Raw genomic sequence first — 25845 nt, 5'->3', positions numbered from 1 at the left:
CAATGCCATCCTCGAAGATGCGCCATGCGTCTTGTGCATGGCAGACCGTTAACAAATTGTTCAGAATAGGAAATACCTCTGGGCCATCGGCAGCACCTCTGCTGGCTGACAGGTCAGAAGCTCTCCATCCGCACGCACCTCGTAGGTTTCGGGATGCACCTCGATGTGTGGCGTCGCGTCGTTCAGGATCAGGTCCTTCTTGCCGATCCCCCGCGTGTTCCTGACCGCCAGCGTGGTCTTCGCAAGTCCCAGCCGGTTACCGATCCCATCTGCCTGAGCCGCCTCCGACACGAAGACCACCGCAGAGTTCTCGACCGAGCGCCCATAGGCTCCGAACATCGGCCGCGAATAGACCGGCTGCGGCGTCGGGATCGAGGCGTTGGGATCGCCCATCTGCGCCATCACGATCGTCCCCCCGATCAGCACCATCTCGGGCTTCACCCCGAAGAAGGCGGGCGACCATAGGACGAGGTCTGCGCGCTTGCCCACCTCGATCGACCCGATCTCGTGCGAAAGCCCGTGCGCGATGGCCGGGTTGATCGTGTACTTTGCGACATAGCGGCGAACGCGGAAGTTGTCGTTGTCGCCCGTCTCCTCGGCCAGCCGCCCGCGCTGCTTCCTCATCTTGTCGGCGGTCTGCCAGGTCCGGATGATGACCTCGCCTACCCGGCCCATGGCTTGGCTGTCCGACGCGATGATACTGAAGGCGCCCATGTCGTGCAGGATGTCCTCGGCCGCGATGGTCTCGCGCCGGATGCGGCTTTCGGCGAAGGCCACGTCCTCGGGGATCGACTTGTCGAGGTGGTGGCACACCATCAGCATATCGAGATGTTCCTCGACGGTATTCACGGTGAAAGGCCGCGTCGGGTTGGTGGACGACGGCAGCACGAAGGCCTCGCCACAGATCTTGATGATGTCCGGTGCGTGTCCGCCGCCCGCACCCTCGGTATGGAAGGCGTGGATCGTCCGGCCCTTCATGGCGGCGACCGTGTTCTCGACGAAGCCGCTCTCGTTCAGCGTGTCGGTGTGAATCATCACCTGCACATCCATCGCGTCCGCCACCGTCAGGCAGCAGTCGATGGCGCCGGGCGTCGTCCCCCAGTCCTCGTGCAGCTTCAGCGCACAGGCCCCGGCCCTGATCTGTTCCTCCAGAGCGGCGGGAAGCGAGGCATTGCCCTTTCCGGCGAAGGCAAGGTTCATGGGGAAGGCGTCCGCCGCCTGAAGCATCCGCGCCAGGTGCCAGGGTCCCGGCGTGCAAGTGGTGGCAAGCGTCCCGTGGGCCGGGCCGGTGCCGCCCCCCAGCATCGTCGTCAGGCCCGAGTGCAGGGCATCCTCGATCTGCTGTGGGCAGATGAAGTGGATGTGGCTGTCGAACCCGCCAGCGGTCAGGATGCGCCCTTCTCCCGCGATGGCCTCGGTCCCCGGCCCCACGACGATGTTCACGCCGGGCTGGGTGTCCGGGTTCCCGGCCTTGCCGATGGCGGCGATGCGGCCGTCGCGGAGACCGATGTCGGCTTTGTAGATGCCCGAGTGATCCAGCACGAGCGCATTGGTGATGACCGTGTCGACAGCGCCCTGCGCCCGCGTCGACTGGGATTGCCCCATGCCGTCGCGAATGACCTTTCCGCCGCCGAACTTTACCTCTTCGCCGTAAACCGCCGAATTGGGGCCAGTGCCGCCGTTCGTCGCCCGACCCACAGCTTCGGCGCTCAGGTCACGCTCAACCTCGATGATGAGGTCGGTGTCGGCGAGCCGCAGCCGGTCGCCGGTGGTCGGTCCGAACATGGCAGCATAGGAGGCGCGGGAAATCGTGGCAGGCATCAGACGGCTCCGCTGTGCATCGAGTCACGGTTGCTGGGACGACGACCCGATGCGAAAGCGAAGCGCGTCGTTAGCGGCGCGTCTCTTTTCCGAGCCTCCGCGAATTGGCGCGCGTCTTCAATCCTATCGGCCTCAGCGCCGCCTCGAGAATCTGGTCCGGTCGCTTGCCCGACATGGCAGCGGAGGTCGCGGCCCCCGACGCCGAAATGAAGGCCGGAATCTTTTCGGACATCATGCGGGCGTTCTCGGACGGCGAAACGGGCCAGACGCCCGCCATGCCCATCATGCGATACGCCATGACCATTTGGGCCTCGGCCATCATCTGCGCGGTGCGGATCGACAGACCCCACCAGCCAAACGCGTGGTTGTTCATTAAACGGTCCGATCTGTTCCTGTGGCAACATGCTTCGTGCAGTCAACTCCTCTGCCTCGCTTCGGTTGCGCTGACGTACCGTCATAACGCGCCCATGACCTTCTGGTTGAAGCCGTAGATGCGGCGCGCGCCAGCGATGGGGATGAGTTGGACTTCGCGTCTCTGACCCGGCTCGAAGCGCACGGCCGTTCCGGCGGCGATGTCGAGCCGCATTCCCCGGGCCGCCGTCCGATCGAACTCGAGCGCCGCGTTCGCTTCGCCGAAGTGATAGTGCGAGCCGACCTGCACCGGACGGTCACCCGTGTTCGCGACCATCAGGGTGACCGCCTCCCGCCCCGCGTTCAGCGTCAGCGTGCCCTCGGCCGGGAAGAGTTCGCCGGGGATCATCGGCGGACCCGCGCGACCCTTGCCTTCAGCCCCGCGCCGACGGCGGCCACCGCAATCAGGCACAGGCCGGCGGGAAGGCCCCAGTCGGTGTGGGCGTGGGGCAAGGTCGCTTCATGCGCAAGCGCGGGCGATGCGGCCAGAAGACAGGAAAGGATGAGAAACCGCATGTTATCTCCTATCGGATCGGGTTGTGAACGGTGACGAGCTTGGTGCCGTCGGGAAAGGTGGCCTCGATCTGTACCTCGTGGATCATCTCGGCGATCCCCTCCATGCATTGGTCGCGGGTGATGACATGTGCGCCCGCCTCCATCATGTCGGCGACCGAGCGCCCGTCGCGTGCGCCCTCGACGACGGCGTCGGAAATCAGCGCGATGGCCTCGGGGTGGTTCAGCTTCACGCCGCGCGCAAGACGCTTGCGGGCGACTTCAGCGGCCATGGCCACCAAAAGCTTGTCGCGTTCTCGAGGAGTCAGGTTCATGTCAGATCATCCAGGGTCTTGGCAGGTCGTCGTCGGCGAGAAGCCGGATCAGGGGCAGAAGCGCGCGGCGTAAATCGAAGCCGTCCTCGGCCAGAAGTCGCGCCGCGAGAAGGCCCGGGCGCACCAGGCTGATGCCGGCCGTCTCGGGAAGAATGGCGCGCGCCGCCGCAAGCCTGGCCTCGGCGCCCTCTCCGGCAAAAAGCACGGTCGAGGTGGCCGCCGCCCCCTGCCCGGTTGCCGGACGGGACATACGGGCGACGAGATCGCCCTCCATGCAGATACGGTCGAGATAGATCGGCACACCGTCGCGGCGCAGCGTGATCCGGTCGGAGAGCCTGGCGCTGCTGACGCCTTCGTTCATGGCACGTCGGCCGAAGATCAGGGGCTCGACGATCAGCGCCGACGCCCCCGCGCCCAGATCCACCGTCAGGCGCCGCTCGAGCGACGAACCGTCGAAGAGGATCGTTTCCTGCGGGAGCCAGGCCAGGCGCGCGTTCGGACCGATCGTCAGAACGGTATCGACGCGGCCGGTCTGGCCAGGTTGCGCACGATAGGCTCTCTCGGCCGCCTGCGTCGTGATGGTGATGTCGGCGCCCTCGCCCGCCTCGACGCGGACGCTGAAGCGGTCGCCGCCGGTTACCCCTCCGGCAGTGTTGACGAGAACCGCCGTGATGCGCTGACTGTCGCGCCGGGGGAAGAGGGCGCGCATGGACCCTTCGTGCCGAAGCCTCGCAATCTCGGTGCCGCGGTCGGACGCCGTCACCTTCAGCGACACGGACCCCACGGCGCGGGGTTGCGCGTCTGTCACGATCAATGTCGGCAAGGCAGTCAAGCGGTCGCATCCCCCCGTTCGCCGGACCGTTTCACCATTCTCAGACGCTGTTGTCCGCTGCTTTCGCCCGAATGCGGGCACACCAAGCGTCGTCGCCCAATTTTTCGGCACTACTCAGGGTAATGCGCCAAAATTCTGTGCAAGGAACGCCGCAGTGCAGAAAAGCTGGGCAGTACGATTGCCAAGCCGCGCCCCATCCAGAATCGATTTGGGTGCCCACTGGCAGCGCATGTTGCCAAAAAATCTGGGGGTGTGCGGCAGCCGATGGAAGTGGAGCTCCGGGCCGCCGCACTGGTGCAACAACTTAAGTTGCAGGGTCGAGCTAGGCGTTCCTCGCCATTTGGCAAGGAACCCGCGCCCTGCGGGGAGACGAAGGATGACAAATCTGAAATCGACACTGGCCGGAACCGCGCTGCTCGCGGCGCTCGCCGGTCCGGCCCTGGCCCAGGACTGCCCGATCAAGGTCGGCGTGCTGCACTCGCTGTCCGGCACGATGGCCATTTCCGAAACCACCCTGAAGGACACGATGGAGATGCTCGTGGCCGCCCAGAACGAGAAGGGCGGCGTTCTCGGCTGCGAACTCGAGGCGGTCGTGGTCGATCCGGCCTCCGACTGGCCGCTCTTCGCCGAGAAGGCGCGAGAGTTGCTGACCGTTCACGAGGTCGACGTGATCTTCGGCAACTGGACCTCCGTCTCGCGGAAGTCGGTCCTGCCGGTGATCGAGGAGTTGAACGGCCTCCTCTTTTACCCCGTCCAGTACGAGGGCGAAGAAAGCTCGAAGAACGTCTTCTACACGGGCGCTGCCCCGAACCAGCAGGCGATCCCGGCCACCGACTACTTCCTCGAAGAGCTCGGCGTCGAGAAGTTCGCGCTCCTGGGCACCGACTATGTCTATCCGCGCACGACGAACAACATCCTCGAGTCCTACCTGAAGTCCAAGGGCATCGCGCAGGAAGACATCTTCGTGAACTACACGCCGTTCGGACACTCTGACTGGTCGAAGATCGTGGCTGACGTCGTCGCCCTCGGTGCCGATGGAAAGAAGGTCGGCGTGATTTCGACGATCAACGGCGACGCCAACGTAGGCTTCTACAAGGAACTCGCCGCCGCCGGCATTTCGGCCGACGATATCCCCGTCGTCGCCTTCTCGGTCGGTGAGGAAGAGCTCTCCGGCCTCGACACCACCAACCTCGTCGGTCACCTCGCGGCCTGGAACTACTTCATGTCCGCCGACACGCCCGCGAACGCCGAATTCATCGCCGCCTGGCAGGACTTCATCGGCAGCACCGATCGCGTGACCAACGACCCGATGGAAGCCCACTACATCGGCTTCAACATGTGGGTGAACGCAGTAACCGCCGCCGGCACCACCGACGTCGACGCCGTACGCTCCGCCATGTGGGGGCAGGAGTTCCCGAACCTGACCGGCGGCACGGCCGTGATGGGCGTGAACCACCACCTCTCGAAGCCCGTGCTGATCGGCGAGATCCAGGCCGACGGCCAGTTCGACATCGTCTCCGAGACCGAGCCGGTGGCGGGCGATGCCTGGACCGACTTCCTCCCGGAATCGGCGGTGCTCGAGTCCGATTGGAAGGACCTCGAGTGTGGCATGTACAACACCGAGACCAAGACCTGCGTCCAGATCAAGTCGAACTACTGACCTGACGCGACCGCTGCCTGAAGGGGCCTCCCCCCTTCAGGCACACTTTCCGGGGGATGGGCAGAATGCGGACTTGGGCCACGGCACTCCTTTGCCTGTTGGCGGGGCTCACCGAGGCCTCCGCGCAGGACACACCGATCCAGGACATCCTTCAGGAACACCGCGAAATCATCCTCGAAAGCTCGCGGCGCACCATCGAACCCGCGATCCAGGCGATGGCCTCCAGCGGATTGCCGCAGGCCCAGACCGTGCTCGAAGCCTGGCAGGACAAGAATATCTGGGTCCGCACCTCGGACGGGCTGTTCTTCCGCGCCGATCCGGCCGAGGGGCGCAGCTACACCCTCACCGACTTCGACACGGGCGCCGAGGCCGGGACAGCGGACAAGGACGACCTCGAACAGATCAAGCCCAACAGCGGCATCCGCGGGCTTCTGGGAACCGCGCTCGTCCAGTTCCAACTCATGGACCCGAACCCCGCGAACCGCCGCTCCGCGCTCCTCTCGCTCGAACGCCGCCCGGACCCCGAGGCTCTCGTGCCCCTCCGGGGATCGCTGGAGGGCGAGGCCGATCCCGCTATCCTCGCCCGCAAGGAGCGCCTCGTGCGTCTCCTGACCGCCGCCTTCGATCCCGACGAGCCGGCCCGCATCGAGGCGATCCGGGGCCTTGAAGGCGATACCGGCGTGGACGTGCGCGCCACGCTGAACCCCATCCTGACGACGCGCCTTCAGGTGTTCGAAGGCGGAATAGCGGCCGAGGCGAACGTCGCCCGGCAACTGCGCCCCGGATCCGAAGCGTTTCCCGTCGCCGCCGCCTACGACCTCCTCGTCGCGGACGGCCTCGTCCCGGCCCGGCTCGACAACGACACCGTCAAATCGGCCCTTGCCGCCAACATCGTCGATGGCGCGGTTGCCGGCATTCCGGTCGCCGACCTCGACACGCAGGAGGCCCGCGCCCGCGCCTATGCCGCCCTGGTCGAGGCGGGCACCGTCCAGCCCGGCATCACCGAAATCGAGATCGACGACGAACTCGCCCGTTTTTCCTTCGCCGAGGTCTACGTCGAACCCTCCGCCGCCGTCACTGACGCCGCGCGCGACACGCTTCGGTCCATCTCGACCCGAGTCGGCATAGCGCAAGCCATCGACCTCGGGCTCGACGCCCTGTCCCTCGCCTCGATTTATTTCCTGGCCGCCATCGGCCTCGCCATCACCTTCGGCGTCATGGGCGTCATCAACATGGCTCATGGCGAGCTCATCATGATGGGCGCCTACACGGGCTACGTCACCCAACAGTTGATCCCGAACCACACGGCGTCAATCCTCGTCGCCATTCCCCTCGCCTTCGCCGTCACCTTCGCCGCTGGCGTCCTCCTGGAACGCCTCGTGATCCGCCACCTCTACAACCGCCCGCTCGAGACGGTGCTCGCGACCTTCGGAATCTCCATCGCGCTTCAGCAACTCGCCAAGAACATCTTCGGCACCCAGGCGCGGCCCCTGACCGCACCCTCCTGGCTGGACGGAGCCTGGTCGATCAACGACATCGTATCGATCAGTTACATCCGTATCGCCATCTTCGTGCTGGCGCTCATGTTCCTCGCCCTCTTCCTCTTCATCATGAAGCGCACCCGTTTCGGGCTCGAGACCCGCGCCGTGACCCAGAACCGTCGCATGGCGGGCAGCATGGGCATCAACCCCGACCGCGTGAACATGCTCACCTTCGGCCTCGGCTCGGGCATCGCGGGGATCGCCGGCGTCGCCATCGGTCTCTATGCGAAGGTCACGTCCGAGCTTGGCGCAGACTACATCGTCCAAAGCTTCATGACCGTGGTGGTCGGCGGCGTCGGCAACATCTGGGGAACGTTGTTCGGCGCGACGATGATCGGCTTTCTGCAAAAGGGGATCGAATGGGCGAACCCGTCGAACACCCTCGCCGCCCAGACCTACATGATCATCTTCATCATCATCTTCATCCAGTTCCGGCCAAGGGGCATCATCGCCCTCAAAGGCCGCGCGGCGGGGGACTGAGGCCATGAGAACCAGCTTCTTCGCCCGCAACCCGTCGGTCCCGATCTTTCTCGTGCTGCTCGCCGCTTTCACCATCGGCGTCACGATCCTGGGCGAGGCCTACGGCACCGGAGACATCTCGACCTCCTTCACCAAGACGCTCGGCAAGACGCTGTGCCTTTGCCTGATCGCCGTCGCTCTCGACCTCGTCTGGGGCTACACCGGCATCCTGTCGCTGGGCCACTTCGCATTCTTCGGCCTGGGCGGATACATGATCGGCATGTGGCTGATGTACGAGCGCACGCGCGCCATCGTCGAACGCTCGCTGGCAAACGCCCCCATCCCGCCGACCCCGCAGGAGATCGTCGACGGCATCGGCACCCAGATCTTCGGCGTCGTCGGCTCGAACGAGTTTCCCGTCGTCTGGGCCTTCGCCGACAGCCTGTTCCTGCAACTTCTCATGGTCGTGGCCGTCCCGGGCCTCCTCGCCCTCGTCTTCGGCTGGCTCGCCTTCCGTAGCCGCGTCACGGGTGTTTACCTCTCGATCCTGACGCAGGCCATGACGCTGGCCCTCGCGCTCTACCTCTTCCAGAACGACAGCGGGCTCAGGGGCAACAACGGCCTCTCCGGCCTCCAGAACCTTCCCGGCCTCGGCTCCGTCCCGCAGTCGAAAGTGTCGATCTGGTTCCTCTGGGCCTCCGCTGCCGCTCTCGGGCTTGGCTACCTCCTTGCCGCCTGGATAGTCTCGGGCAAGTTCGGCTCGGTGATGCGCGGCATCCGCGACGACGAGGCGCGGGTCCGCTTCCTCGGCTACTCGGTCGAGGGCTACAAGCTCTTCGTCTTCACCCTCACGGCCATGATCGCCGGCATCGCGGGGGCGCTCTACTACCCTCAGGCCGGGATCGTGAACCCGGCCGAGATCGCGCCGATCGCCTCGATCTACCTCGTGGTCTGGGTGGCCATCGGCGGCCGCGGACGTCTCTACGGCGCGGTCATCGGCGCGACCTTCGTCAGCCTCGTCTCGTCCTGGTTCACCGGTGGACAGGCGCCCGACATCCCGCTTGGGGTCTACACGATCAAATGGGTCGACTGGTGGCTGATCGTCCTGGGTCTCTCCTTCGTCGGCGTCACGCTCTTCGCGCCCAAGGGCATCGGCGGCCTCGTCGATCTCTGGACCGGTCGCCGTGCGCCCGACCGACACGGCGCCGACCTCGGACCCGACCAGGGCAGCTTCCGCGAGAGGGAGGCCGGGGAATGAGCCTCCTCGAAGTCTCCGGCGTCTCGGTCTCCTTCGACGGCTTCAAGGCGATCAACAACCTGTCCTTCCAGATCGGGGACGCCGAGATGCGCGCCGTCATCGGCCCGAACGGCGCGGGCAAGACCACGTTCATGGACATTATCACCGGAAAAACCCGCCCCGACGAGGGCCGCGTGATCTGGGGCGAAAAGTCGAAGTCGCTCTTGTCCATGTCCGAGGCGCAGATCGCGCGAGAGGGGATCGGGCGGAAGTTCCAGAAGCCCACGGTCTTCGAGGACCAGACCGTCCACGCCAACCTCCTTATGGCGCTGAAGAACGAGCGCGGCCCCCTCTCGGTCCTGTTCTGGAAACCCAAACCGGACGACCTCGCCCGCGTAGAGGCTCTGGCCTCCGAGATCGCCCTCTCCGACCAGCTTGCCCGCAAGGCGGGCGAGCTGTCCCATGGCCAGAAGCAATGGCTCGAGATCGGGATGCTGCTGGCGCAGGACCCGAAGCTTCTTCTCGTGGACGAGCCCGCCGCCGGCATGACGCCATCCGAACGCGAGCACACCACATCGATTCTCGTCGAGGCCGCGAAGACCCGCGCCGTCGTCGTCGTCGAGCACGACATGGAGTTCATCCGCCGCCTGAACTGCCGCGTCACCGTGCTGCACGAAGGTTCGGTTCTGGCCGAGGGCAGCCTCGATCACGTCACGTCGGACCCGCGCGTCATCGACGTCTACCTGGGGCGCTAGACCATGCTCACCGTCCGCGACCTCACCCTCCATTACGGCCACTCGCAGATCCTGAACGGCATCTCTCTCGACGCCGCACTGGGGCAAGTCACCTGCGTCATGGGCACCAACGGCGTCGGCAAGACAAGCCTGATGAAGGCGATCTCGGGCACCCACCCGCGCACCGGCGGAGAGGTCACGCTCGACGGACGGACCATCGGCAGGCTCCGCGCTCACGACCTCGCCCGCCTCGGCGTAGGCTACGTGCCCCAGGGCCGCGAGATTTTTCCCCTACTAACGGTCGAAGAGAACCTCGAGACGGGCTTCGCCTGCCTGCCAAAGTCCGAGCACGGCATCCCGGCCGAAATCTACGACCTCTTCCCGGTCCTGAAGGAAATGAAGCACCGCAACGGCGGCGACCTATCGGGCGGGCAGCAGCAGCAGCTAGCGATCGCCCGCGCCCTCATCACCCGCCCGAAGCTCCTGCTCCTCGACGAGCCGACCGAGGGCATCCAGCCCAACATCATCCAGCAGATCGGCAACGTCATCCGCCAACTCCGCGACCGGGGCGACATGGCCATTGTCCTCGTCGAGCAGTATTTCGACTTCGCCTGCGCTCTCGCCGACCGCGTCGTCGTCCTGAAACGCGGCGCCGTCACTATGCAAGGCGCGATAGGTGATATTCCGCGCGAGGACCTGCTGAAGGCCGTGACGGTCTGAGCGCCAGCTTGCTTGACGTCGTTTCGCCGTTACATTGTTGGGTCAAGGCTGGGGCCGACAACGCGGAAAGGGCTGACCCATGAAAATAGCAATCTTAGGCGGCGACGGCTTCGTCGGCTGGCCCACGACGCTGCACCTGTCGAACCTCGGGCACGAGGTCCACATCGTCGACAACCTCTCGCGCCGCTGGATCGACACTGAACTCGGCGTACAGTCCCTCACGCCGATGGACTCGATCCAGGAGCGCTGCCGAATCTGGCACCAGGAGACGGGGCGGCGCATCCGCTTTCACCTCCTCGACCTCGCCAAGGAATACGAGCGCCTCAAGGCCTGGTTGGCCGACGAGACGCCCGACGCCGTCATCCACTTCGCCGAACAGCGCGCCGCGCCCTATTCGATGAAATCCGACCGTCACAAGGTCTACACCGTCAACAACAACACCAACGCGACACACAACCTGTTGGCCGCGCTGGTGGAAACCGGCATCGACGCCCACCTCGTCCACCTCGGCACCATGGGCGTCTACGGCTATTCCAGCGTCGGCGCACCGATCCCCGAGGGCTATCTCGACGTCGAGATCGACACGCCTTCGGGCAAGAGGAGCCAGGAAATCCTCTACCCGACGAAGCCCGGCTCGGTCTATCACATGACGAAGTCGCTCGATCAGATCCTCTTCCAGTTCTACGCCCAGAACGACGGCCTGAGGATCACCGACCTGCACCAGGGCATCGTCTGGGGCACGCACACCGACCAGACGCGCCGGCACGAGCAGCTCATCAACCGCTTCGACTACGACGGCGACTATGGCACCGTCCTGAACCGCTTCCTGATCCAGGCCGCCATCGGCTATCCGCTGACCGTCCACGGCACCGGTGGCCAGACCCGCGCCTTCATCCATATCCAGGACTCGGTCCGCTGCATCGAGCTCGCCCTGGGCGATGCGCCCGAAGCCGGCGACCGCGTGAAGATCTTCAACCAGATGACGGAAACGCACCGTGTCCGCGACCTCGCCGAGCTGGTCGCCCGCCTGAGCGGGGCCGAGGTCGCCTATCTGCCGAACCCGCGCAAGGAAGCCGCCGAAAACGACCTGATCGTGAAGAACGACCAGTTCCGCGCGCTCGGTCTCGACCCCACCACCCTGGCTGATGGCCTTCTGTCCGAGGTGGTCGAGGTGGCCCGCAAGTATGCGCATCGGATCGACCGTAGCCGCGTTCCCGCCGTCTCGGCCTGGACGAAGGAATTGGGCACCAAGGTCGACCATGATCCCGAGAAGAAGGGCCTTCGGCGGGTGTCGTGAAACGCGCCTACGTCACGCTGGTCACCAACGCCGACTTCGCACTTGGGGCGGGCGCGCTTCTGCGTTCGCTCGACCTCAGCGGGACCTCGGCGGATCGTGTCGTCATGCACACGGGCGGCGTTCCTTCCGACGCGCTGACCGCCCTTGCCGACCGGGGAGCGTCCCTCGTCCCGGTCGACCTTCTGCCGACCTCCGCCGCCTTCAACGACGCCCACGCCCGCGACCGCCTGCACGGGGTGGCGCCCTTCACCAAGGGCGAGAAGCCCGCCTTTCACACACCCCTCGACAACTTCGCCAAGTTGCGGCTCTGGCAGTTACCCTATGACCGCGTCGTCTTCCTCGACGCCGACACGCTTGTGCTCAGGAACATCGACCGCCTGTTCGACTATCCCGAGTTCTCGGCTGCGCCGAACGTCTATGAGAGCCTCACCGACTTTCACCGGCTCAACTCGGGTGTCTTCACCGCGCACCCCGCTCCCGAAACCTTCGACGCCATGATGGCGGCGCTCGATGCACCGGGCGCCTTCTGGCGTCGGACCGATCAGACCTTTCTCCAGACCTTCTTTCCTGCCTGGCACGGTCTTCCGGTCTTCGACAACATGCTCCAATACGTCTGGATCAACCTGCCGGAGCTCTGGGACTGGGGCTCGATCAATGTCGTCCACTACCAATACGAGAAACCGTGGCAGGACCACGCAAAGGCAGACGCCCTGTGGCCCCTTGTCGACCTTTGGCGGGCCTACGCGGGCGGCGGCCCCGTGCCGGACACAGCATCCCTCAAGGGACCCGCGCAATGAAAGTCGCGCTCACAGGAGCGACCGGCCTCGTCGGCCATCCCGTCCTGCGTCGCCTCCTCGGCGCCGGTCACGAAGTGACGGCGTTCGGCCGCCGTCCCCCGGACTTCGGCTCCAGGCATCGTCCCTGGGACCTCGACACGGCAGCCGATCTGGCCGGAATGAATGCGCTGGTCCATGCCGCCTTCTCGCACGTCCCGGGCCGGTATCGCGGTGGTGAGGGAGAGGACCCCGACGGCTTTCGCCGGACGAACCTGCACGGAACGGTCGCGCTCTTCGAAGCCGCTCGCAAAGCAGGGGTCGGACGCGTCGTCTTCCTGTCCTCGCGCGCGGTCTATGGCACGCATCCCCCGGGTACACTTCTGGACGAAACGATGACTCCAGAGCCCGACACCCTCTACGGCGAGGTGAAACTTGAAGCGGAACGCGCCCTCTCCGCCATGTCTTCCAAGGACTTCGAGGTGGCCGTCGTCCGCGCGACGGGCATCTACGGCCCCCCCGTCCCGAATGTTCCTCACAAGTGGGCGCAGCTTTTCCAGGACCATGACGAAGGCGTGCCGATCTCCCCCCGCGCCGGGACCGAGGTCCACGCCGACGACCTTGCCCGCGCTATCCTCCGTCTCCTCGAGGCTCCCTCCGAAGCGCTGGAGCCCGTAGTCTTCAACGCCTCCGACTTCACACTCGACCGGCGCGAGCTTCTCGACCTCTACGCCTGCCTCAAAGGCATCCCGGCGCGTCTGCCCGACGCCGCCGACCGGGCGGCTGTTTGCGCGCCAGGCACACAGCGGCTGCGCCGTCTCGGATGGTCCCCCATGGGACCGGGCGCGCTGCCCGCGACCTTGCGCGCGCTTCTGTCCGCCTGAAAAGCGGCTAGGCGCCCTGCTTCTGGCCGCGACGGCGACGGAAGAAAGTCCTGAACGCCTGCCAGCGCCGTCCGACACGGCTGTCCTTCGACCGCGTCATGATCATCAGCATCGACGGCGTGACGATCAGCGTGAGTACGGTCGAGAATGCGAGGCCGAACACGATGGCGCTCGAGAGCGAAATCCACCACTGCGTCGAGGGCGCGCCGGAGGTCGTCTCATGTGACATGAGTTCGAGGTTGTATCCAAAGGCGATAGGCAGCACGCCCAAGATCGCGGTCAGCGCGGTCAACACCACTGGCCGCGCGCGCTCCCTGCAGGTCTGTAGGATCGCCTCCCGCTTGTCGATGCCCTCGGACCTGAGGTGATCGTAGGTGTCGATCAGCACGATGTTGTTGTTCACCACAATGCCCGCAAGCGCGATCAGCCCGATCCCCGACATGACGATGCCAAAGGGCTGGCCCATGATCATCAGCCCCAGGAACACGCCGATGGTGGACATGATCACCGCGACCAGCACGAGACCGACGGACAGGAAGCGGTTGAACTGCGCCAAGAGCACCACGAAAATCAGGAAGATCGCGGCCATGCCCGCCTTGGCGAGGAAGGCGCCCGCCTCCTTCTGCTCTTCGTCCTCACCGGCGAGACGGTATCTAATCCCATCTTCCGCGAGGTTCATCTTCTCGATGCTCGCGATGACCTGCTGCCGCACTGCGTCGGCCTGCACGCCTTCGGTGATGCCGGCGGACACCGTCACCGTCCGCGCACCGTCGATGCGCGTCAGCGTTCCGACACTGGGCGTCGGCTCGCGGGTGACGAAGTTCGACAAAGGCACCGATCCCTGCGAGGTCTCGATCCGCAATTCGTCCAGCGTCGAAAGTGTGCGCTCCTCTTGGGGCAGTCTCAGACGAATTTCGACAGGGTCGTCGGTCCCCGCCGGGCGATACTCCGTCAGCTTCACGCCGTCGGTCACCAGTTGCACCATCGTGCCCACGGATCCGGGTCCGATGCCATAGCGCGCGGCCTTGGCGCGATCGACCTTGATCTCCCAGTCCAGACCGGGCGGAGGCAGGCCGTTCGACACGTCGATGACGTCTGGCGTCCCCTCCAGCATCGCTGCGACTTCGCGCGCCGTGTCGGCCAGCCCCGAAGGGTCATCCGCCGACAGAAGAATCTGGATCGCCTTGCCCGTGGGCGGACCGGCCTGGGGCACCGACACTTCGATTTCGACGCCAGGAATGCCTTCCATGGCTACCCGCAGGTCCGCGAGGATCGCGTTGGCGTTCTTGCGCTCGCGCCAGTCGACGAATTCGTACTGGATCGTGCCGATCACGTCCTCGTCGACGTTCTGGCCAAAGCCGCCGCCGCCCGATCCGACGCGCGTATAGACGCTCGTCAAGCCCGGCCAGCCCAGGATGCGCTCCTCGGCCGTACGGACCAGCCGGTCCTTCTCGTCGATGGACAGGTTGCCGCGCGCATGGACGTAGAGAAGGCCGTAGTCCGGCTCGACATCGGGGAAGAATTCGACGCCGTTGCCATACTTGCCGTAGGCCATCGGCACGGCGACAAGAAGGGCGGTGGCAAGGAACACGACGATGAACGGATGGCTCATCGCGCGCTTCACGACCCACATGTAGATCCCGTCCTTCTTGGGTTCTTCGGGGGGCGTGTTGCGGGCGAAGACCGCGCCAAGCGTCGGCGTGAAGACCAGCGCATAAAGCATCGAGGCCGACAGCGTCGCGATCAGCGTGATCGGCAGGTACTTCATGAACTCGCCGACGATCCCCGGCCAGAACAGCAAGGGCGAAAAGGCAGCGACCCGCGTCATCGTCGCCGCGATCACCGGTCCCGCCATGCGCTGCGAGGCGAGGTGGAACGCCTCCTTGCGCTCCATGCCTTCCTGCATCCGCCGCTCGGCGAACTCGGTCACGATGATCGCATCGTCGACGAGCATACCGACCGCCAGGATCAGGCTGAAGAGGACGACGAGGTTCACCGTCAGCCCCGCCATGTCCAGAAGCAGGATGCCCATGAGGAACGACGACGGGATGGCAAGGCCGATGAACAGGGACGCCCGCACGGTCAGGGCGAAGAGGATGACCACGAAGACCAGGATCACCGCGGTCAGCACGCTGTTCTGAAGATCGCCCAGAAGCTGCCGGATCGTGACCGACTTGTCCTGCGAGAAGGTGATGGCCACGCTGTCGGGAAGCCGCTGCTGGAACTCATCGGCAACGGCCTTCACGCTGTCGACGGTTTCGATCAGGTTGGCGCCGGTGCGTTTCGAGATCTCGATAGCCACCGCGGTCTCGCCGTTCAGGCGCGTGATCGAAGTGGGATCCTTGAACGTGGAGCGCAGATCGGCAACGTCTCGGGCGCGGACCGTCGCATTGGCGCCGACGACGATCGGGAAATCGGCCGCATCCTGCAGCGTCTCGATCAGCGCAGGCACCTTAACCGCATAGCGGCCCTGGTTGCCTTCGATGGACCCCGCCGCAACAAGGCTGTTGCCCGAGTTGATCGCCGCCACGACCTGGTCGACCTGAAGCCCATAGCTGGCCAGCCGGGTGCGGTCGATCACCGCTTCGACAAGGTCGTCGCGCACGCCCTGAAGGTTCGCGTCGAGAACGCCGGGGATTTCCTCGATCCGGTCTCGCAAGGACCGCGCGGCCGTCGCCAGCGCCCGCTCCGGCACATCGCCCGACAGCGTCAGGACCAGAACCGGAAACTCCGAGATGTTCACCTCGTTGACGGTCGGCTCGTCGACGCCCTGCGGCAGGTCGCGCCGCGCGTCGTCGACCTTGTTGCGTACGTCGTCCAGCGCCTTGTCGAGGTCGGCGCCGGCCATGAACTCCACCAGCACGTTACCGCCGCCCTGGTAGGCGGTGGAGGTCATCTTCTTGATCCCTGCGATGGTCTTGATCCGCGTCTCCATCGGACGCAGCAGCAGACGCTCGGAATCTTCGGGCGAGATGCCCTGATAACTCATGCTGACGTAGATGATCGGGATCTGGATGTCCGGCTCGGCTTCCTTCGGGATGGCCGCATAGGACATCGCGCCGGCGATGATGAGGAAGATCAGGATCGAGATCGTCAGCCGGGCGTTCCGGATGGCGAGGCCGACGATATCCATCACTCGCTCGGCAGCAGCGCGGCCGCCGCGGCGGTCTGATCGACGCCGACGACGCTTTGCCCGTCGTTGACAAGATCCTGTCCCGACACGATGACCCGCATCCCATCCTCGATCCCCGCCACGACCAGGCCGCTTGCGGTGTCGTCGACGATCTCCACGGGAAGGAAGCCGACCGTGTCGTCTTCCTCGATGATGCGCACGCCGATCTCGCCCTTCGGCCCAAGCGTTATGACCGACCGCGGCACGAGGATCGACGAGACCGGACTCGCCTCCAGCCGGATCGTCACGGACATGCCGGCCGAGACCTTAAGGTCCGGGTTCGGCACGGCGATTTCGAGGGGAAACGTCCGCGTCAGGTCCGACGCCTCGCGGCGGATATAGCGGATCACGCCATCGGCGGTGGTTCCATCCGCGAAGGTCACCTCGGCGGTCCCGCCAACGGAGACCATTGGCAGGTTCTGCTCGCTGATTTCGCCGGTCGCGATGATCGGATCCAGCGCGATGATGGACGCGACGTTCGTACCGGGCTGAACCCAGGCGCCTGCCTCGACCATGACGTCGTCGACGATGCCAGCGAATGGCGCGCGAACTTCCAGCCGGTCGACTTCGGCACGGGCCGCATCCAGCGCCGACCGCGCCGCGACAAGCTCGGCCTGCGAGGCGTCGATCCGCAGACGCCCGACCTGACCGCTCGCCAGCAGCTTCTGGTCCGCCGCGGCGGCCTTCTCGCGCTGCTCCAGAAGCGATTCAGCGGCCTGGACCGCCGTGTATTTCTCGGGACCGTCCAGCGCCATGATGAGGTCGCCATCATCGACCGCGCTGCCTTTCGCCACCGGAAGTGCTGCGATGACACCTGCCGTCCGGGCGGCAAGCACCGACGCCTTGTCGGCCTTCGTCACGCCCGACACCTGAAGCATCCTCTGGTAGTCGCTGTTGGTGGCAAAGGCGAAGGCCACTGTCTGCAATTCGGGCTCTGAGGCGGGCGCGGCCTCAGGCTCGGGCGCCGGCGCGGCAGCAGCCGACTCGCCCGCAGCCTCACTTCCGACAGAGGTGAACTCGCCGGTCGCGACCCACGCTCCGGCGACGACCAGGACAATGATCGCAAGAAGTGTATGAAATCTCATGTGCGCCACGAAAATGCAGGGTCCGGCCGGAAGGCTTATGGATGATCAAGGCACATATCAGGTGCCGGCCCGGACAAGACAACCCTTCGGACTGGTTTCGACGCGACAATTACCCCCTTGCAGCAACGGGAACAACCGGAACTGCCGAAAGACGTTGCGTCCAAGGCTAATTGACACGCGGCGTGACGATGCAAGCCGCCCCGAGGCCGGGAAAGGGCGGTGGCCGTCGGGCCACCGCTGCAACTCAGGCGATGTTGTCCAGCGAGAAGTGCGACTCGGTCAGGCTGCCCGCAACGAGGTCGGCGAAAAACACCTTGTCCGTCGCCGAGAAAGCAAGCTCCACTCCACCGTCCGCCTGGGTCAGGGCCGAGACGACGTCCGCGGTCGATCCGAAGGTCGTGCCCACGAGGTCGATGTGGTCCACGCTCAAATCGAAGGCGAGCACCGTATCGCTGCCGACCGCCGGCCCGAACACGAAGACATCGGCACCAAGACCGGCTGTCATCACGTCGTTGCCGAGACCCGCGTTCACCGTCCGGCCCTGATCGGACAGAAGGATGAAGTCGTCATCCGCCGTGCCCAGGACCGTCGTGCCCGACTGATAGTCGATGTCGCCGTTGTGGACCCCCACGGTTCCAAAACTCATCGTCAGGGTGTCGCCGCTGCGCGACACGCTGTCCGCTCCCGACGCCACCACCGAGTTGTCGCCGAGGCTCTTCAGCTCCACGCCGACATCGCCCCGTCCGTCGAACGAGAACTCGAGGTCGGACCCATTGCCCAGGACCGAGATCAGATCCGCCCGCATCGGCAGCTTGACGATGTGCGTGACGTCATCCGACTGGCTGCCGAAGGCGACTGTGTAAACGCCGCCGTCGCGGTCGAGGAAGACCTTGCCGTCGTCATAGGCATACCAGTTGTCGACGTTGGCGATGGTCGACCCTTCCTCCATGTCCAGCGCGAAGGTGCCAAGGTCGTTGCCGGTCGCCGTCACGACAAGGTTCGATCCGCTCTGCTGAATCTGAAGCTGCGCCTGCGAGAAGGCCAGGATGCGTTCGGCCAGGTCGGCGCCGGTCACGAACTCGGTGCCGTCGGCATAGGCGCGCGCGATGAAGTTGGTGAACATCTCCTCGGTGTACTGCGGCGCGTTTGGCCCGTCGCCGAGGTCCCAGTTGGTCGGACCGTAATCGTGCCACGGGAAGTGGATGATCGGCGCCCCGCCGTGCGAGGTGATGTTGGCGTATTCCTGCGCCCAGACCGCCTCCGCCTGTGCGGGCGAAAGATTTCGGAATCCGATCAGCGAGAAGTCGAACGACACGTTCGGCGCGAAGTAGACCTGGTCGGTGTGGTTCGGATCAAGGAACCCGAAGGCGCCCGGATAACCCGCGCCGACCCCGGCATAGCCGCCCGTGAGGTAGCTGACGAAGGGCAGGATGTTGAACGTCGAATAAAGCTGTTCCGGCGCGCCGGGAACGGCCCCGCCCAGGTTCGTCAGCCCGAGCTGCTGCTCGATGATCTGCCGTGAGTACTCCCACTGGAAGGTGAAGGAGTGCTGGAGCAGGGCGGCCTGAGCATCGGTGAACGACGACGATGTCAGATCCACCGATGACACCGTGTCCGGATCTGACGCGGCAAGCGCTGCGGCCATGGCTGCGTTGACCTCAGACAGCGACATGTTCCCGAGCGCCGAGGCGAGAGCCGGGCTGCCGGCCTTGGCCGCGTCCAGCTCGGCCTGGGTCATCACGTCAGGCAGAAGGAAGTTCGTATTGTCGGGGTGCGTGTAGGAGTGCGTCCCGATCTCGTTCTCCATCGCCAGAAGCTGCTGGTAGTAGGGCGACGAGACGGCCCAGTTCGTCTCCTGGTCCGGAGGGTTGGCGCCCACGTTGATGTAGTAGGAGCCGACGAAGTTGTACTCCTCGTACCAGCTCTGCACGATCGGGATCATCGCGTCGTAGATGCGCGGCGGATCGACGACGTCGTACGTCTCCTGCGACTGGTCCATGTCGTTGCGCGAGAAGAACAACGAGGTCCCCCGCGTCATCTCGAGCGACACCTCGGGCAGATCCCCCAGCGCCGACCACTGGATCGCTTCCTGAAGGATGTTGTTGTTTCCGCTGATCGCATCCGACGCGAAGTGAACGTTACGCCCGCCCGTCGTCGTCGCGATCACCGCGGCGACCTCTCCCTGCGTGGTCGTCGTTTGCGTGAACAGCACCTGTCCCGTGCCGTTGAAGTCGATGAAGCTCTGGAAGCCCGAATTGGTATAGGTCCCGACCAGCTCGTTCGCCGTATAGCCGTCCGAGATCGGATGCGTCACGTCTTCGGCGTTCATGGTCAACCCGGCGGTCGAGCCCGACGCCCCCAAAGTCACACCCAGAAGCGACTTCATCCGCGCATAGGCGTCAGAGCCGATGATTGCTCCCGTGTCAGTGTTCGTCATGAAGTTGCCCGACGCGATCAGGCCGATGCCATAGGTCTGGCTGGCCTCGGTCAGCGTGTCGGTGATGCCCTGCACCAGCGAGGCCTCGACGTGACTGAACTCGGGGAAGACGATCGCGTCGTAGTCCTTGATCTTCGCGATGTCGGTCAGATCCGCCTCGCTGATCAGGTCGAACGGAATGCCCGCCTGCATCGCCTGGTTCTGCGCCGACATCACAAGCTGCCCGTAGGCCGTCTTGTCGAAATAGGCGTTGGCCGAGCTTTCCGAATAGACGATGGCGATCCGCACCGTGGGATCGGTCGGTTGCACCGGAGTCGCCTCGCGCACCACGAACCCGCCCGACGCATAGGCTTCCGGCAGGAACGTCGTGTTGTTGACGTCGATGTACATCTCGAGGTTCGTCGACCCGCCCACCAGCGTGGACGGCAGGGCGATCTCGACCGTCCCGTGGTCGGCGTCGAAGAAGTAGTTCAGGTTCGACACGAAGGTCTGCCCGGCGTCCCCCGAATAGAGCGCCAGCGTGCCGTCGGCCTCGAACTCGATGTTGTACTCGGCGCCCACGCCGTTGCCGAACACCTGGAAGCCGGTGGCGGCATTGCGGTCGGTGTTCAGCCAGATGGTCGTGTCCGCTCCGATCTCCAGCGTCTCGGCCTCGAGAGCGATCAGGAAAGCGCCCGCGCCATAGGTGCCGTTGACCGTATAGTCCACGCCGCCCGTCGACCGCGTGTAGAGCTGAGTATTCGCCGCCCATTCGGCGGTCGAACCGTCAAGCGTGACGGCGCCGAACTGCTCCGCGACGTCTGTGACGGTAACGGCGAAGGGCGCGGTGGCCTCTATAGATCCGGCAGTACCCACGGAGGTGTCGTCAACGTCGACGTTGATATCCAGCGTCGCGTTCGTCTCGAAGTCGAGAACGGCCCCCGCCTTGATGTACAGCTCGGTGCCCAGGATCTCGAACAGCCCGGCATCGGCGCCCGACAGCTTCAACTCGTTGGTTCCGATACCGTCGTCGGTGACGACGATATCAGCAACCTTCGTGCGGCCAAGCACGCTCGCGTTCTCGGCGATTTGGAACAAGGTCTGCGTCAGCGTCACGGTTGGCGCGAGGTTGTTGCCGATCGCGAGGCCAGTGCTGCCAAAGTAGTTCCCGGGAATAAAGACGGTGTCGTTCACGTCGAGGTACAGCTTCGCCGCAGCCGATCCGCCGACGAGGTCCGACGGCAGTGCGAACTCGAGCACGCTGCGGTCAGCGTTGAAGCTGAAGATCAGCGGCGACACCAACGTCTCTCCGACCGCACCGCTGTAGAGCGCGGGCCGGCCGTCGGGACCGATGTTGATGTTGTATTCCGCACCGACGGTTGAGCCGAAGACCTGATAGCCCGTCGCCGGGTCGAGGTCGGTGTTCAGCCAGAAGGTCGTGTTCGGACCGATGGCCGCCCCGCCCGTTGACAGGGCCATGACGAAAGCGCCGTCCTGATAGGTGCCGCGCACCTCGTAACCGCCGTCCGACGCCAGAAGCGTGTAGCCGGGCCATTCGCCCACAGCACCATCCAGTTCGATGATGCCCCAGGTCTCCTTGACGTCGGTGACCGCAAGCGTCAGCGGGGCCGAGCTTTCGACCGACCCCGGCGCACCGATGGTCGTGTCGTCGAGGTCGACGGAAACCGACAGCGAGGTCAGCGTCTCGAAGTCGAGCGCCGTGCCCGCCTTCAGGAACAGTTCCGTCCCCACGATCTCGAACAACGCCGCATTGGCGCCCGACAGTGACAGCGTGTTGGTCCCGATGGTGTCGTCGCTCACGACGATGTCGGCGACCTTCAGGGCCGTCGTCAGGTTCTGGTCCTCGGGGATCGAGGTGATCTGGTTCGCAAGCGTCACCGTCGCCGAAAGGTTGTCGCCGATGGGCAGACCGCCCAGGGAGTAGTCGCCCGGAATGAAGACGCTGTTGTTGAGGTCGACGAACAGCTTCGCCGCCGTGGCGCCTCCGACGAGGTTCGACGGCAGGGCGAACTCCAGCACCGTGCCGTCGGCGCTGAACTTGTGGATCAGCGGCGTGATTTCCGTCTCGCCGTCTGCGCCCGTGTAGAGCACTGGCCGACCGTCCGCGTCGATGTTCACGTTGAACTCGGCACCCGCGGTGCTGCCGAACACCTGATAGCCCGTCGCAGAATTGAGGTCGGTATCGAACCAGAACGTCGTATTGGGCCCGATCGGCACGCCGTTCGTCGAGAGCGCGACGATGAAGGCGCCGTCCTGATAGGTGCCGCGCACCTCGGCCCCGGAGGGGTCAGAGGCGAGAAGCGAGAAGGCAGGCCATTCGCCGACCGCACCATCCACCTCGATGGCGCCCCAGGTCTCCTTCACGTCGGTGACGGCCAGCGTGAAGGGCGTTGAACCGTCGACGCCCGTGCCGAGCGTCGCATCGTCCACGTCGACACTGACCGAGAGGCTCGGCAAGGTCTCGAAGTCGAGAGCCGTACCCGCCTTGAGGAACAGTTCCGTCCCCACGATCTCGAACAGCGCGGCATCCGCCCCTGACAGCGTCAGGGCATTCGTGCCAAGCGCATCGTCCGTCACGACGATGTCCGCCACCTTCAGGGCAGCGGTCAGGTTCTGGTCCTCGGAGACCGAGGCCACGACGTTGGCCAGTGTCACCACCGGCGCATCGTTGGAGTCCGTCACCGGAAGCGTCAACGGGGCGCTGCTCTCGACCGAGCCGGACGCGCCGATGGTCGTGTCGTCCACGTCGACGCTGATCGACAGGCTCGGCAGGGTCTCGAAGTCGAGGATTACGCCGGCCTTCAGGAACAGCTCGGTTCCCACGATCTCGAACAGCGCGGCATCGGCGCCCGAGAGAACCAGCGTGTTCGTCCCGACGCCATCGTCCGTCACGACGATGTCCGCCACCTTGAACGGCGCGCTCAGATCCTGGCCTTCCGACACCGAGGCGACCACGTTCGCCAGCGTCACCGCCGGCGGCTCGTTGGCATCCGTCACCGCCAGCGTCAGCCCGGCCGTGCTCTCGATGGACCCCGCAAGCCCCAGGGTCGTGTCGTCAAGGTCCACGCTGACCGACAGGCTCTGCACCGTCTCGAAGTCGAGCACCGTGCCCGCCCGCAGGAACAACTCGGTGCCCACAATCTCGAAGAGGGCCGCATCCGCGCCCGACAGCGTCAGTAGGTTCGTGCCCAGCGCGTCGTCGGTCACGACGATGTCCGCCACCTTCAGGCGCACCGACAGGTCCTGCGTTTCCGCGACGCCCGTCACGACGTTCGCCAGCGTCACCACTGGCGCTTCGTTCGCGTCTGCGACGGGCAGCATCAGCAAGGTGCTGCTCTCGACCGACCCGGCGGTTCCGATGGTGGTGTCGTCCACATCGACGTTCACCGACAGGCTCGGCAGCGTCTCGAAGTCGAGCGCCACGCCCGCCTTCAGGAACAGCTCTGTTCCCACGATCTCGAACAGGCCCGCATCCGTGCCGGACAACGAAAGGATGTTCGATCCGACGCCGTCATCGGTGACCACGATGTCCGCGACCTTGAGCGGAACGCTTGTGTCCTGCGCTTCCGACACCGAGGCGATGACGTTCGCCAGCGTCACGATCGGCCCCTCGTTGGCATCGGTCACGCTCAGGACGAAGGGCACCGTGGCCTCGACCGACCCTGCCGCTCCAAGGGTCGTGTCGTCGACCGTAACCGTCACCTGGAGGCTTTGCGCGGTCTCGAAGTCGAGCACCGTTCCGGCCTTGAGGAACAGTTCGGTTCCCACGATCTCGAACAGCGCCGCGTTCGCACCCGTCAGGCCAAGGACGTTCGTCCCCATGCCGTCGTCGCCGACCACGATGTCCGCGACCTTCAGCGCCACGCTCATGTCGCGCGTTTCCGCCACCGAGGCGACGATGTTCGCCAGCGAGACCGTCGGGGGCAGGTTCGTCGGCGGCGGCGTGCCGCCTCCGCCGCGGTGAAGCGTGAGATCGCCGACCGAGAAGCCGCCGATGCCGATTCCGCCGATGGTGATCGCCGCCTGGTCGCTTGCCGCGAACTCGCTGAAGAACTGCGACGCCGCACCCGCCGGCAGGGCCTGCCCGTTGACGGTAAAGCTGCTCGTGGCGAAATCGATGCGGACGATGTCTCCGTCGTTCAGGTCGATCGTCAGAAGGGCATCCGGCGTGGCCAGCCGGCCGTTGCCGTAGCTGCCGCTCAGGATCGTGTCGCCGTCGATGTCGAAGGCTGCCGAAACGGTGCCGGAGGAATGAACGACAAAGCTCACCGCCGCCAGCTTCTGCGCCACGCCGTCCTTGTCGTTCAGCCGCCAGGTCAGGCTGTCACCCGGCCGACTGCTCGACGACTCGATGCGGAATCCCGTGGCGGGGTCGTACACCATGGCAGCGTTGAGATTGAGCTGCGAGACGGCGCTCGACCGATACCAGCCGTGGCCGGTGATGGTGACCGGGTCCGTGTCGGTGTTCAGCGTCGTCAGCCGCGTGTGAACCAGGTCGTCCTTCACGGCGGCGAGGATATAGCCGGTCTCGCCCGCCTCGAAGGCGCGGTCGCCGTCACCCTCGATGGCGATGAGAGCCTGCTTGCGATAGTCCGTCCCGGTCCCGAGGTTATCGGTAGAGATCGGGTCGATGACGTTGCCCGGTTGCGATGTCAATTGCACCGAGCCGAAGCTGATCATGCTCTCGACCGTGACCGCGTCGCGGACCTGCACGACGACCTCGGCACTGACCGGAGCGTCCGGCAGGCTCTGATCCTCGACCGTCACGAAGACGCGCAGCGTCGGGTTCGTGGCCATGTCGATGTCGGTGCCGGCCTTCAGGTACAGACCCGTTCCGATGATCTCGAACAGCGACGCGTCCTCGCCCGAAAGCGACAGGATGTTCGTGCCGATGCCGTCGTCCAGGATCTGGATGTCCGCGACCTTGACGCGGTCCACTAGGTCCGCGCCGTCCAGGAGGTCGCTCACAACCTGCGAGACGGCGATGAACGGCGCTTTGTTCGGCGCGGCCGTCTTGTCCGACCGCTCCAGCGTCAGGTCCTTGACGGCGAAGGTGGCCGTGTCGGCGCTGCCGATGGTCAGGGTGTTGCCCGCGCTCGCCGTGTAGGCTGCGAAGAACTGGTCGATCTCGGTTCCCGTGACCGGGACGCCGTTGAGAGTGAAGGTGTTGGCCAGGAAATCGATGGCGATGACGTCGCCATCCTGCGCCTGAAGGGTCAGGGCGGCCTCGGCGGGCGCGTCCGTCTCGGAATAGATGCCCGACGCGATGATGTCTCCGTCAAAGTCCATCGCCACACTGACGGGACCGGCCACACCGCCCGTGTTGACGACGAACTCTGCGGCGTCCAGCTTCTGCGCCGCCCCGTCCTTGTCGTTCAGCGTCCAGGTGATGCTGTTGCCGGGTCGCGCATTCGCGCCGCTGACTTTGAAGCCCTGCTCCGTCGTGAAGGTCAGGTAATCGTTGAGATAAAGCGGCTCGACCGCGCGAATCCGTGCCCAGCCATGTGCCGTCACCGTCACGGGATCGTTCGCGCCGTTCAGCGTCGTCCGCGTGATCCCGCCCTCGAGGTTCGATCCGTTGGCGAGGATGAAGCCCGTCTCGCCACTTTCCAGAAGACTGTCCCCGTCACCCACGATCGCCGCGACGACACGCTGCGTCACCGTGTCCGGACCGCCGACCTGCGCCGTGGTTATCGGCTCGGCAAGGATTCCGGACCGGAGACCGGAGGCAAGCTGCTGGGTCGAGAAGGAAATCGTTTCGGACATAACGGACTCGCTGCTACAGGGCGGACGGGATCAGTACGAAGACGGGATCGGGACGGCGGGAAGCAAGATTGGCCGGGCGCGAGGGAAGGCGCCCGACAGAAGATATGGCGTAAAGGCCCGCGACAGCGCCGCGGTAAAATGGTGAATCTCAGTCATCCAGCTTCCCCCCGGACGCTCTCGAGGCCGATT

At 65.2% G+C, this 25845-nt stretch carries 17 protein-coding genes; 8 read left to right on the top strand and 9 right to left on the bottom strand.

Annotated features, from left to right (window positions below; translation table 11 throughout):
* Positions 1–60: 60 nt before the first annotated feature.
* The 6 genes from ureC to C8D95_RS12155 form a co-directional block, all read right to left on the bottom strand.
* Positions 61–1821 (bottom strand): urease subunit alpha, encoded by a 1761-nt coding sequence (ureC, locus tag C8D95_RS12175; RefSeq protein WP_109759469.1) that lies wholly within the window; start codon positions 1819–1821, stop codon positions 61–63.
* A gap of 70 nt (positions 1822–1891) precedes the next feature.
* Positions 1892–2194: an antifreeze protein gene (locus C8D95_RS12170; protein ID WP_109759468.1), complete on the bottom strand. Its 303-nt coding sequence runs from the start codon at positions 2192–2194 to the stop codon at positions 1892–1894.
* A gap of 81 nt (positions 2195–2275) precedes the next feature.
* On the bottom strand, positions 2276–2581 hold the full coding sequence (locus C8D95_RS12165) for an urease subunit beta (protein WP_109759467.1): 306 nt from the start codon (positions 2579–2581) through the stop codon (positions 2276–2278).
* Entirely contained in the window at positions 2578–2748 is a 171-nt protein-coding gene (locus tag C8D95_RS22040) for a hypothetical protein (protein ID WP_164721752.1), read from the bottom strand. The genes C8D95_RS12165 and C8D95_RS22040 overlap by 4 nt, the downstream gene beginning before the upstream one ends.
* 8 nt (positions 2749–2756) lie before the next feature.
* Entirely contained in the window at positions 2757–3059 is a 303-nt protein-coding gene (locus C8D95_RS12160; protein ID WP_109759466.1) for an urease subunit gamma, read from the bottom strand.
* A gap of 1 nt (position 3060) precedes the next feature.
* Positions 3061–3867 (bottom strand): urease accessory protein UreD, encoded by an 807-nt coding sequence (locus tag C8D95_RS12155; protein ID WP_241239731.1) that lies wholly within the window; start codon positions 3865–3867, stop codon positions 3061–3063.
* A gap of 400 nt (positions 3868–4267) precedes the next feature.
* Here C8D95_RS12155 and urtA point away from each other — a divergent pair, with 400 nt between their 5' ends.
* From urtA to C8D95_RS12115, 8 genes are all read left to right on the top strand, one after another.
* Positions 4268–5551, top strand: coding sequence for an urea ABC transporter substrate-binding protein (gene urtA, locus C8D95_RS12150; RefSeq protein ID WP_109759465.1), 1284 nt, complete (start codon positions 4268–4270; stop codon positions 5549–5551).
* A gap of 65 nt (positions 5552–5616) precedes the next feature.
* Positions 5617–7572 carry an urea ABC transporter permease subunit UrtB gene (urtB, locus tag C8D95_RS12145; RefSeq protein WP_109759464.1) on the top strand — a complete coding sequence of 652 codons (1956 nt, stop codon included), beginning with the start codon at positions 5617–5619 and terminating at the stop codon, positions 7570–7572.
* A gap of 4 nt (positions 7573–7576) precedes the next feature.
* Positions 7577–8809, top strand: coding sequence for an urea ABC transporter permease subunit UrtC (gene urtC, locus C8D95_RS12140; RefSeq protein ID WP_109759463.1), 1233 nt, complete (start codon positions 7577–7579; stop codon positions 8807–8809).
* Positions 8806–9543, top strand: a complete 738-nt coding sequence (urtD, locus tag C8D95_RS12135; RefSeq protein WP_109759462.1) for an urea ABC transporter ATP-binding protein UrtD — start codon at positions 8806–8808, stop codon at positions 9541–9543. Before urtC ends, urtD begins: the two co-directional genes overlap by 4 nt.
* A 3-nt stretch (positions 9544–9546) precedes the next feature.
* Positions 9547–10242, top strand: a complete 696-nt coding sequence (gene urtE, locus C8D95_RS12130) for an urea ABC transporter ATP-binding subunit UrtE (RefSeq protein ID WP_109759461.1) — start codon at positions 9547–9549, stop codon at positions 10240–10242.
* A 79-nt stretch (positions 10243–10321) separates the two neighbouring features.
* Positions 10322–11539, top strand: a complete 1218-nt coding sequence (locus tag C8D95_RS12125) for an NAD-dependent epimerase/dehydratase family protein (RefSeq protein WP_109759460.1) — start codon at positions 10322–10324, stop codon at positions 11537–11539.
* Positions 11536–12336, top strand: a complete 801-nt coding sequence (locus C8D95_RS12120; RefSeq protein ID WP_109759459.1) for a glycosyltransferase — start codon at positions 11536–11538, stop codon at positions 12334–12336. Before C8D95_RS12125 ends, C8D95_RS12120 begins: the two co-directional genes overlap by 4 nt.
* Complete coding sequence (locus C8D95_RS12115) at positions 12333–13196, top strand: NAD-dependent epimerase/dehydratase family protein (protein ID WP_109759458.1); 864 nt, start codon at positions 12333–12335, stop codon at positions 13194–13196. Before C8D95_RS12120 ends, C8D95_RS12115 begins: the two co-directional genes overlap by 4 nt.
* A 7-nt stretch (positions 13197–13203) precedes the next feature.
* On the opposite strand, the gene C8D95_RS12110 is transcribed toward C8D95_RS12115, so the two are convergent.
* The 3 genes from C8D95_RS12110 to C8D95_RS12100 form a co-directional block, all read right to left on the bottom strand.
* Entirely contained in the window at positions 13204–16329 is a 3126-nt protein-coding gene (locus C8D95_RS12110; protein WP_109759457.1) for an efflux RND transporter permease subunit, read from the bottom strand.
* The gene (locus C8D95_RS12105; protein ID WP_109759456.1) at positions 16329–17453 is read right to left on the bottom strand and encodes an efflux RND transporter periplasmic adaptor subunit; all 1125 of its coding nucleotides are present in this window, start codon (positions 17451–17453) and stop codon (positions 16329–16331) included. Before C8D95_RS12105 ends, C8D95_RS12110 begins: the two co-directional genes overlap by 1 nt.
* 244 nt (positions 17454–17697) lie before the next feature.
* Complete coding sequence (locus C8D95_RS12100; protein WP_109759455.1) at positions 17698–25656, bottom strand: hypothetical protein; 7959 nt, start codon at positions 25654–25656, stop codon at positions 17698–17700.
* Positions 25657–25845 lie beyond the last annotated feature (189 nt).

The sequence above is a fragment of the Silicimonas algicola genome, from assembly GCF_003148765.1.
Taxonomy (GTDB): domain Bacteria; phylum Pseudomonadota; class Alphaproteobacteria; order Rhodobacterales; family Rhodobacteraceae; genus Silicimonas; species Silicimonas algicola.
The sequence above is the reverse complement of the archived record's forward strand: the minus strand, read 5'-3'. Positions and strand labels throughout refer to the sequence as shown.